Genomic DNA, 6,003 nt, shown 5'->3' on the forward strand with positions numbered 1-6,003 from the left:
GTCTCCTGGTTAAGGCAAAGGCCTGAGGAGACTGGAGTGAGGGTGTGCTATCCGGGCCGCCTCAGGCGGATCGGACATGCAACAACGCATCTACCGCCTGGTGAGAGGGGGCAGGGCGTAATAAAACGCAGCGATGGGGCAGATGTGTTTATGCATGGGGCGTCACTCTAACGATTGTTGATCGTCTGTCAAATCGAGGCGACAGTGCGCGGTTTAATCCACACGTTCTGTGGCGGTAATTGAACTAGTCTTTGCTACACGGTGCGTTTTCCTGCGCCACTTGGGCAGAGCCACGTTATGTTTTTCAAACCGCGCCCCCCTGCGGGCAATAGCCATCATGCGAGCGTGACCGATCTACAAGACATCGGTCAGCGTTCGCTCATTCGCATTATTTTCGCCACCACCGGGCTGATCCTCTGGGTGTTCTGCATTTTGCAGTTCATGGCCGGTAATTACCTGTTTGCCAGTTTTGAGGCTGTGGTAGGGGCGCTTCTGGTTTGGGGCGGCTGGCGCATTGTGCGGGTGCGCAACGTGGTGCCCTGGGTGTACCTGTATCTGCTGCCGACCTTTAGCTTTCTGCTGTACATCATCGTCATTCCAGATGCCTCCAGCACGGCGTTTGTCTGGGTCTACACCTTTCCGGTGTTGTCTTACTTGCTGTTGGGGCGCGAGCGCGGCGGCCTGCTCGCGCTGCCCTTTGTATTGCTGGCGTTGCTGCTTTACCTCACCACTTATCCCGTCAAGCTCGACGCGCGCAGCCTGATTGACCTGGGCAACGCTGTGTTGTGTGGCCTGATGATCATCGTCTTCGTGCACCTCTATGAAGCCCGCCGCGCTGTTGCACACCAGCAACTGCAAAAAATGGCGCGCACCGATGCGCTGACAGGTGTGGCCAGTCGTGGCAGCTTTCAGCGGGATCTGGAACAAAGCATTCTTGAGGCGCAGCGCACGCGTCGGCCGCTGGTGTTGGTGATTCTGGATGTTGACCACTTTAAAGCGGTCAACGATCAGTACGGGCACCACGCCGGTGATCAAGCCTTACGGCATATTTGTAACCGCCTCAGCCTGCGCTTGCGCCAAACCGATTTGTTAGGCCGTTTGGGCGGGGAAGAGTTTGGCGTGCTTTTGCTTAATACCGAGCGCGACGCCGCTGTGGCGTTGGTGGAGGCGTTGCGTGAACAAATTGCCAGCGCGCCGCTGGTGTATGGCGAGCAGCAGATTTACCTCACGGTAACCATGGGCTTGGCGCAGTGGCCCACCGATGGCATTACCGCTGAGCAACTGTATCGCTGCGCAGACCAACGCCTGTATCGCGGCAAAGCACAGGGGCGTAATCGGCTGGTAAGTGATAACACCTAGCGCAAGCCGTCCAGTGCCAAGATAACGGCAGGCTGTTTATCCAGTGCCAAGCGGCCGTCTACACTGAAGCTTCAGTTGGCTGGTTACGCAGAGTGCCCAGCCCGCCTGCAGCGCTCGACAGTCGGTGCGCAGGCCACAAAGGGATTTAGCATGACCGTCCTTTCGTCTTTCCTCAAACAGCTGATCAAGCTCTGGCTCGCCCCTGATCTGGCGCTGGTCGGGCAGCGCCGTGAGCGGCGCATGCGCCTGCTGACCTGTTTGGTGTTGGTCGTGGTGGGCAGTATCTGGGGCGTCTTCTTCAGCCTGCGAGGCGAGTGGGGCGTCGTGCTGATGGACGTAACCCTGATCAGCTGTGGTATCGCGGTGTTTGTTCTGACCTGGCGCAACAAGGTGCGCAGCGCCAACCTGCTGCTGTTCAGCGTCATTATTGTGGTGGTGGTCGGCATGACGCTGCTGCTCGACCCCTACAGCGCCGAAGCACCGCGCGCCACGCACTTGTACCTGCTGCCCATCGCCGTGGCCGCGCTGATGGCCTTTCGTGAGGAGCCCACCTGGCTGCGTTATGGCGTGGCGTTGCTGTGTTTGGGGCTCTTTATTGCGCTGGCTTCTTCCACCTGGACGCCGACTCGCGCTTACAGCTTGCCGGACGATGTGCGCCTTGTAGGCTCTTGGGTGCAGGGTGTCGCCTCAATGGGCATGCTCATGGTGTTACTGCATATTCTGCAAAGCGATGTCAGCGAGCGTTCGGTACTGGACCGTGACCTGCAAGTGGCCCTGCGTGAGCAGCAGTTTGAACTGCACTACCAGGCACAACTCGACAACACCGGCCGGGTGGTGGGCGCTGAAGCGTTGATTCGTTGGCAGCACCCGCAACGCGGGTTGGTGCCGCCCGCGGAGTTTATCGGCCATGCTGAAACCACCGGGCTGATCATCCCCATCGGTCAATGGGTGTTGGCGCAGGCCATCAGGCAACTGCACGTTTGGCAGGATAATCCGCTGTTTGCAGACCTTGGCTTGGCCGTGAATATCAGCCAAAAGCAATTTCGCCAGAGCACCTTTGTGGACGAAACCCTACGGCTGATTGACGAGCAGGGCATCGCGGCGCAGCGGCTTGAACTAGAGCTGACAGAGACCCTGATCGTGCAGGACGTCGATGACCTGCTGCGCAAAATGAATGAGTTGGTGGCGCGCGGTGTGCGCTTTTCGCTCGACGATTTTGGCACCGGCTTCTCATCGCTCAGCCACCTCAAACGCCTGCCGCTGAACACCCTGAAAATCGACCGATCGTTTATCAGCGACGTGCTCACCGACAATAGCAGCCACAGCATTGTGCGAACCGTCATCGCCCTAGGCCATAACCTGGGTATGTCGACCATTGCCGAAGGCGTGGAAACCGCTGCCCAGTTAGCGTTTTTGCAAAGCATCGGCTGCGAGCAATTCCAAGGCTACTACTTCAGTAAACCGCTGCCACTTGAAGCCTTTGAGGCGTATGTGACGCAGCAGCATGCCAAAGGCTTTACTGCTCACGCTCCCCTCCACATACCCAGTGTCTGAGTGCCTGCGCATAAATGGCGCAGGCTCCTACGTGCGCTGCTTTTATTGCCGTCCAAATAAACGAGGCCCTGTCGTTTGACAGGGCCTCGTTCACCTCATGGTTACAGTGCGCTGACGTTTAGGCCGCACTGGCGAAGGTAGGTGGCACAATGCACAGCTTGGCGGGCAAGTGGATGTGGGTGGTGAAGCCACGGTAGTCGTCGGCCTCGTTGCCGCTGTCCAGCACCAACTCAATGCGACCGCCTTCCTCCTCAAGGAACTTCTTCACCGCATCCATGCCCACGCCACGACCGGAGATTTCGGTCACCTGCTCGGCGGTTGAGAACCCCGAGGCGAAGATCAGGTTGGCTACTTCCTGTGCCGCCGGGCGTGTGCTGCCCGGTGCGTAGATACCGAGATCGATGGCCTTCTGGAAGATCCGCCCAATAGCGATGCCGCGCCCGTCATCACGGATGGCAAAGCTCACCGCGCCATCTTTTTCCACGGCATTGATCTGGATCTGTCCCTGCGCCGGCTTACCTTTGTCCTGGCGCTCTTGCGGGCTTTCAATGCCGTGGTCGATGGCGTTGCGCATCACATGCATAAAGATGTTGTTAAGCATGCCGTGCGCTTCTTTGCGGGTGTAGACGTTGTGGTCGCGAATCTCAATGGTCGGTACCGGCTTGCCCAGTTCCCCGGCCAGCGACTCAATTGATTTGAGAACGTCCGCAATCACTTCCGTCATCGGTTCGGCATCAATGGTCACTAGCGAATGGAAGGTGTCGCGGATGATGTGCATCACCTCTTCCGGCAACTGGCTGCTGGGCAGCGACGCGATGCTGGCCATCAGCTTGGCAATCCGCTCGCGGTCTACTTGCGCACCGGCGATACCCTGGTTGCCATCGCGGCCGAGTTTGTCTTTGAAAATCCCGCTGTAAACCTTGATCGCCTGTTCGGCGAAGGCCAGTTCGTCGAGCAGTTCACCGGGCTGCCATTGCATCTCATCGTTTTTGCGCAATTGGTCGAAGGTGTTCTCGATCCGGTGCACGGTATCGGTGATGTGCTTGAGGCCATAGGTGCGGGCGTTGCCCTTAACGGTGTGGATATTGCGGAACAGTTCGGCCAGCTTGCTCAGGTCGCGCTGCTCGGTGCCTTCGATGATGGTGCGGCACTTGCCGACCAGATCCGCGGAGCCAGCAATAAAATCGCTGAACTTGTCGGCATCCACCGAGAGGATCTCGCCAATGATCATCAGCTCCTGCTTCTGCCCTTCGGCTTCGGCCTGCAGCACTTTGAGCGCAGTAACGTCGCGCACGGTCACCATCAGCTTGGTCACCACATCCTGATCGTCAATGATCGGGTCCCAATCCAGCTCAATTTGCTTGAGCGGTTTGTCGGGCAGGGCGATGGCCAGTTCTTTGACCAGCAGGTGCGAGTTGAACTCATACATCATCGAGTCTTCGCCGATGATCGAAGTCACCGACGTCGAGGCTGCATCGACAATGTCTGAGCTGAGGTTGGAGTGGCTGAACATAAAGTCGACAAAGTGACGGTTGGCCACGTTTTTGGTTTCGAAGATGGTTTCCAGATAGGCCGCGTATTCCGGGTGAATCTGCCCGCCTTCGACGATGGTGAACAAGCCCTGGTGCATGTTGGAGAACATATTGGCGATGTCCTCGTTCTTTTGCTTGAGGGCTGCCGTGCGTTCTTCGACCTTTTTCTCCAGAGTGCGGTTGTGCTCTTCGATCACCTCGACCATGCGGATGTTCTTGATGGTGGTGACCAGTGAGCGCGCCACCGAAGAGACAAACTCATAGTCACTGTCGGCGAACGCAACTTTGTTCACGTCGCCGGAGAAGTTCATCACCCCGATCAGAATGTCCTTATCGACCAGTGGCACGCAAAGCAGGGCTTTGGCTTTTTCGTTCTCGCCGCCGATGTAGTCCGATGAGCTGCTGGTGTCCGGTACAAAGATCGCCTGCTTGCTGTCTGCCGCTTTACCGATGATGCCTTCGCCCATGACGAAGGTAAGGGCTGTAGGCGCGTCGTCCATTTGTTTGGGCGGCAGAAACGCCTTGGCTTCGAGGTCGTTGTCCTTGTTGAACAGGTACACCGAGCCACTTTCGATACCGATTTTGTCGTACATCGCATGCAGCACCAACTCCAGCGCGGTGTCCTGGTCGCGTGCTGCTGCTAGGGTGCCACCGATGCCGTTGAGCTTGGCCAGGTCGATCATCTTCTTGCGAATGGCTTGGCGCATCGAGTTGAAGTTTTGCGTGGCCAGTGCCAGCAGAATCAGCAGGATCACGATGGTGCTCTTGAAGCCGAAGCTCACGCTGTCGGCCAGTTCCTGTTGCAGGCGGGTGAATTGCGCATCCGCCGACACCAGCACGCTGTCGAGCCCGGCAACCGCTTTTTGCACTGAGGCTTTCGAGGTGTTGAGGGCGGCCCAGGAAACCTCCTGCTGCTGCAGTTGCTCGCGTTTATGCGTCACGAAGTTGGGTTGGCTCTGCAGGCGCTCACGCAGTTTTGCCACGCTCTCGCGCGTCATGATGACGATGCCGTCCTGATCCATTGGCTCGAACAGCGGCACGGCTTTATCGAACCAGAGCATGGCACCATTGATGATGAACTCCAGGTCATCCTCGGCGGTGGCCAGTGTCTCGACATTTTTAGTGTTTTGCATTTCCTGGGCAGCTTTGGCCACGCCCGCCAGCAACGCGTCGGCCTGGTTGGCAAAGCCTTGGGCCAGTTGCAGATCGGCTTCTTTGTCGCGGCTTGGGGCGCGGGCGTTGACGATCTCCATCAGGGCAAAGCCCACGTCATCCGCACGCTCGGTGACCACCGCCACCTCATCCAGCATGCGCTGCTCGGCACCCAATGCCGCCAGTTTGGCGCTGAACATCTCGCCAACGGCCACCTTATAAGCCTCGTAATCGGCTTTGATGGCTCCAACCAATTCCGCGCGCTGTGGGTCGTTGACGACCAGGGTTTCCAGCTTGCCGAAGTTAGTACTGTGTTGGCGCTGATGGAAAATTGACCCACCCTGCCGATTGAAATTTGACCCAGGGCGGATTGCTGATTTTGTTACCAGCAACTGTGGATAAGTCT

Annotated in this window: 3 protein-coding genes; 2 read left to right on the forward strand and 1 reads right to left on the reverse strand. The window is 57.9% G+C overall.

The annotated features are described in order from the left end of the window. Positions 1–345 precede the first annotated feature (345 nt). Complete coding sequence (locus AUK77_RS16635) at positions 346–1,359, forward strand: GGDEF domain-containing protein (RefSeq protein WP_296131888.1); 1,014 nt, start codon at positions 346–348, stop codon at positions 1,357–1,359. A gap of 150 nt (positions 1,360–1,509) precedes the next feature. Continuing rightward, positions 1,510–2,913 carry an EAL domain-containing protein gene (locus AUK77_RS16640; RefSeq protein ID WP_296131891.1) on the forward strand — a complete coding sequence of 468 codons (1,404 nt, stop codon included), beginning with the start codon at positions 1,510–1,512 and terminating at the stop codon, positions 2,911–2,913. A 118-nt stretch (positions 2,914–3,031) separates the two neighbouring features. Here the strand turns inward: AUK77_RS16640 and AUK77_RS16645 are convergent. After that, positions 3,032–6,003: GAF domain-containing protein (locus tag AUK77_RS16645; protein WP_296131894.1), on the reverse strand; the 2,972-nt coding region annotated here is incomplete at its 5' end.

The sequence above is a fragment of the Pseudomonas sp. Ga0074129 genome (assembly GCA_001465025.1).
GTDB lineage: Bacteria > Pseudomonadota > Gammaproteobacteria > Pseudomonadales > Pseudomonadaceae > Aquipseudomonas.

What these genes read in the sequence shown, in the direction of transcription:
- AUK77_RS16640 (WP_296131891.1), top strand. Translation starts at nt 1,510, where the DNA reads ATGACCGTCCTTTCGTCTTTCCTCAAACAGCTGATCAAGCTCTGGCTC.